The sequence below is a fragment of the Corallococcus sp. CA041A genome, assembly GCF_003612075.1.
Lineage (GTDB): Bacteria > Myxococcota > Myxococcia > Myxococcales > Myxococcaceae > Corallococcus > Corallococcus exiguus.
This window is the reverse complement of sequence record NZ_RAWF01000432.1, coordinates 1-4,677: the sequence shown is the minus strand read 5'-3', so window position 1 is coordinate 4,677 and position 4,677 is coordinate 1. Positions and strand designations below refer to the sequence as shown.

Sequence of the window (4,677 nt, the reverse complement as noted above, 5' to 3'; positions counted from 1 at the left end):
CACCCACGTAGTCCAGCACCGAGTGCAGGTCCTGCGACACCCAACGGCGCAGCGGCAGCCGGCCGAACAGCGGACGCGACAGGATGCCCGCCGCCGCGCTGTGGTCCCTCATCCGGCGCCACTCGCGCCGCACGGCGCCCTCCGGGCGCGGAGGAACTGGGGGCAGCAGGGGCTCGGGGCCTCGGACCTCGTACATGACGTGACTCCTCTCCCGGCCTTCGTGGCCTTGCCCGGAACGGTAGCCATGCCTCCAAACCCAGGCGCTGGAGCCGCCCTGGCCCCACGCCCGCCTGCCTGTGCCAACAGTGGTGGGGAGGCTGACTACCCCACGAACTGTTGACTGCTCAGCAAGGGGGCTTCCACCCACCCCTCCCCGACGGGCAGACTGTTGTGCGCACTCAGGCCCTCACATTTCGAGAGGACCGACCGCTCCCGGGCGGTGGGTGCCGCGCCCCACCAACAAAGAGAAGACGATTCATGGCTACTGGTACGGTGAAGTGGTTCAACGATGCGAAGGGCTTTGGCTTCCTCACTCAGGACGGCGGTGGTGAGGACGTGTTCTGCCACCACAGCGCCATCAACATGGACGGCTTCCGCACGCTTCAGGAAGGTCAGAAGGTGGAGTTCGAGGTGACGCGCGGCCCCAAGGGCCTGCAGGCGCAGAACGTCCGCTCAGTGGGTTGATCTCCACCCGCTCCGGGTCAACCCCAGAGCACGGAAGCCCGGTCCCGCTCACGTGGGCCGGGCTTCTTCATTTTTACAACCCACCCAGAAGGAATAACACGCAATTCCTTTCAAACCTTACACCGTCCAAGGAATCAAGGGGGGGCTGGTGAAAGTCCGAAAGACGTCTGTTAGGCTTTGATCCTGCGAGGGAGGGCGCACCTATGTTCGAAGTCACCAACGATGTCAGCCGTCGGACCATCACTGCCCGCATGAGCGGTTTCATGCGGCCGAACGAGATGAAGGAGTACGTGGCCGTCTACAAGAAGGCCACGGACAGCTACGGCGGGGGGCGGCACCTGGTTCTGGCCGACATGCGGGGCCTGCGCCCGCTGGAGCCGGAATCCGCGAACCTGTTCTCCGAGGTCATCAACCACGGGCGCAAGAATGGCTGTGCGATGTGCGCGCACGTGTCGGACTCCACCATCGCGCGCCTGCAGACGGCCCGCGTGGCGTCGGAAGCATCCCCCAACGACGACATCACCGTGGATTGTGTGTCGCTGGAGGAAGCGCAGAACCAGCTCGCCAAGGCGCGTGTGCGCCTGCTCAACGGCGAAGGCATGTCGGCTTCGCGCTAGAGCCGTTCCTTCCGGGCAGGACGCCCGCGAACGCCCCGTCTCCGGCAAGGCCCGGAGCCGGTAGCCTCCCGCGGAAGACGCCCACCCGGAGCTTGTTTCATCCCCTTTGTTTCAAATGAAAGGCGCGGGTGACGGAGCCGTCACCCGCGCCTTTTGTTTCATGCCGTGAGGCCTCAGGCCGCGCGGTCGTGCGCCGCGGACGCGTCCACGGGGTGCGCGGAGTGCGGTCCCTGCGCGCGGGGCGGCTTCTTGCGGAAGGACAGCTTCTCCATCGCCGCGAACACCACCGGCACCACCAACAGCGTGAGGAAGGTGGAGGTGATGACGCCGCCGATGACGGAGATGGCCATGGGGGCGCGGAACTCGGAGCCGATGCCCGTGCCCACGGCGGTGGGGACCATGCCAATGGCCATGGCCGCGCTCGTCATGAGGATGGGGCGCAGGCGGCGGGGGCCGGCCTTGAGCAGGGCCTCGTCCACGGAGTCGCCTTCACGCAGGTGATGGAGCGCGCCGTCGATGAGGAGGATGGCGTTCTTCGTCACCAGGCCCATCAGCAGGATGACGCCAATCATCGCGCCCATGCTGACGTGGTAGTTCGTGACGACGAGTCCCAGGAGCGCGCCCACGAGCGCCAGCGGCAGCGACACCATGATGGTGAAGGGGTGCTTGAAGGACTCGAACTGGCTGGCGAGCACCATGTAGATGAAGACGAAGGCCAGACCGAACGCGATGCCGAACGCGTCGTTCTGCTCATCCAGGCTCTTCATCTGGCCGTCGTAGACGATGGCGTAGCCGGGCGGCAGCGGCTTCTGGGCGATGGCGGCCTTGAGCTTCGTGGCCACGTCACCCAGCGCGGCGCCCTTGGCCAGCTGGGACACGACGGCCACCTGGCGCTCGCGGTTCTCGTGCTCGATGACGCTGGGGCCGTCCTTGAGCGACACCTCCGCCACGTCCGTCACCTGGTGCAGGCCCTTGGGCGTGGCGATCATCAGCTGGCGCACGCGCTCCGGCGTGGCGCGGTCCTGCTCGCGCAGGCGCACGCGGATGTCCGTCTCATCCGTGCCCTCGCGCAGCTTGGCCGTCACGTCACCGTCGATGGCCAGCCGCAGCTGCGCGGCGAGCGACCCGGCGGACAGGTCCATGTCCGCGGCGCGCGCGCGGTCGATTTGAATCTGGAGCTCCGGCTTGGCCGGGTTGGAGTCCACGCGAACGTCGGAGGTGCCCAGGGTGCGCAGGATGCTGGCGACGCGCTCGGCCTCCTCGTTGACGCGCTTCAGGTCCGGGCCCACCACGCGCACCATGATGGGGAACCAGTCACCCAGGCCTTCGATGGACGGCGGGTCCGACAGGGTGATGGCGGTGGAAACCAGGTTGGGGACCAGCAGGGCGCGGGCCTCCTCCTTGAGGGTGCCGATGCTCTTGGTGCGCTTATCCTTGCCCACCGTGAGCACGCGCATGCGCGCCTTGTAGACGTCTCCGTTGGGACCGACCGTCGTGTAGATGTCCGTGACCTCGGGGATCTTCTTGAGGAGGACCTCCGCTTCCGCGGCGCGCTCCGTCGTCTGCGCCAGGTTTGCGGAGTCCGGCAGCTGTAACTCGACAATGAGCTGCGAGCGGTCCTCCGCGCTCATGAACTCCACGCCCAGGCGGCTGGCGGCGCCGAAGGACAGGACCAGCGCCAGCACGGTGAGGCCGGCGGTGGTCCACTTGTGGCGCAGCACCCAGCCCAGGATGCGGGCGTAGGTGGACTCCGTGGCCTCCAGGAAGCGGCGCAGCGCGCGGAAGACGGCGGGCTCGTGCCGCTGCTCCCCCGGCTTGTGCGCCTTGGCGAAGCGCGCGGACAGCATGGGGTCCAGCGTGAAGGAGATGAACAGCGAGATGAGCACCGCCACGGAGATGGTGATGCCGAACTGCTTGAAGAACTGACCCACGATGCCGGGCATGAAGGCCACGGGGATGAACACCGCCACCAGGGCCAGCGTCGTGGCGAGCACCGCCAGACCCACGTCCTTGGTGCCGTTGGACGCGGCGCTCATCGGGTCCTCGCCCTGCTCCAGGCGGTGGGTGATGGCCTCACGGACCACCACCGCGTCGTCGATGAGCAGACCGATGGCCAGAGACAGTGACAGCAGCGTCATCTGGTTGAGCGAGTAGCCCAGCACGTACATCACGAAGAACGTGCCGATGACGGACGTGGGCAGCGCGAGCGCGGAGATGAACGTGCCGCGCGGGTCCAACAGGAACATCAGGATGATGAGGACCGCCATCAAGCCGCCGAAGATGAGGGCGATCCACACCTCGTGGGTGTTGGCGCGGATGAGGTCCGACTGGTCGATGAGGAGCGTGGCCTGGAAGCCCTGCCCCACCACCGGCCCCATCTCCGCGAGCGTCTTCTTCACCGCGTCGCTGACGCTCACGGTGTTGGAGCCCGGCTGCTTCACGAGCTCGAGCACCACGGCGTCGCGGGCGTTGAGGCGCGCGGTGGTGCGGCGCTCGGCGACGCCGTCCGTGACGGTGGCGACTTCCTCCAGGCGCACCTGCGCGCCGGTGCTGCTGCGGGCGATGGGCAGCTTGCGCAGGTCCTCCACGCTGATGAACTCGCCCATGGCGCGCACGGTCAGCTCGTTGGGCCCCAATTGCAGACGGCCCGCGGGCAGGTTGAGGTTCTCCATGGCGATGCGCTGGGACACCTGCGACGGCGCGATGCCCACCGCGCGGGCCTTGTCCAGGTCGATGTCGACCTGGATTTCACGCGTGTCACCGCCGGTGATGCGCACCTCCGCCACGCCGGCCAGCTGCGCGAGCGCGGGCTTGATGCGGTCATCCAGGAGCTTGCGCAGCGCCTGGGACTGCATGTCCGCGGAGATGGCGTAGGTGAGGATGGGCGCGGCGGACAGGTCCACGCGGCTGACGATGGGCGCGTCCGCGTCCGTGGGCAGCTTGTTGACGGCCTGGCCCACCTTGTCGCGCACGTCCTGGACGGCGGTGTCCAGGGCGGTGCCCAGCGTGAAGGACACCACCACGGTGCCCACGTTCTCACGGCTGAAGGAGTGGATTTTATCCACGCCGCTGATGCCGGCGACCGCGTCCTCCAGGGGCTTGATGACCTGGGTCTCGATTTCGCCCGGGCCCGCGCCTTTGTAGAGGGTGTTGACCACCACCACGGGGAAGCTGACGTCCGGGTAGAGGTCGGTGCCCAGGCGCTTGAGGCCCATCACGCCCAGCACGATGAGCAGCAGGGACACCATGGCCGTGAACACCGGCCGTCGAATGGAAACGTCACTGAGAATCATGGAAGAGCTCACGCACGCCGCGCGCGAAGAAAGGCCGCGGCGAAAAGGGGCGGCTTGCGGCTACTTCACGGAGACGCGGGTGC

General features: G+C 67.4%; 3 protein-coding genes and 1 pseudogene. 2 read left to right on the top strand and 2 right to left on the bottom strand.

What is annotated here, in order from left to right; all coding sequences use genetic code 11:
• A pseudogene (locus D7V77_RS40400) lies at positions 1 to 196 on the bottom strand (hypothetical protein); the annotation flags it as partial.
• A 281-nt stretch (positions 197 to 477) separates the two neighbouring features.
• Between D7V77_RS40400 and D7V77_RS40395 the strand changes: the two are divergent.
• Positions 478 to 684 carry a cold-shock protein gene (locus D7V77_RS40395; protein WP_120562412.1) on the top strand — a complete coding sequence of 69 codons (207 nt, stop codon included), beginning with the start codon at positions 478 to 480 and terminating at the stop codon, positions 682 to 684.
• A gap of 263 nt (positions 685 to 947) precedes the next feature.
• Entirely contained in the window at positions 948 to 1,301 is a 354-nt protein-coding gene (locus D7V77_RS40390) for a hypothetical protein (protein WP_233597529.1), read from the top strand.
• 173 nt (positions 1,302 to 1,474) lie between these two features.
• Here D7V77_RS40390 and D7V77_RS40385 read toward each other — a convergent pair whose 3' ends face one another.
• Positions 1,475 to 4,594, bottom strand: a complete 3,120-nt coding sequence (locus tag D7V77_RS40385) for an efflux RND transporter permease subunit (protein ID WP_120581503.1) — start codon at positions 4,592 to 4,594, stop codon at positions 1,475 to 1,477.
• Positions 4,595 to 4,677: the final 83 nt, after the last annotated feature.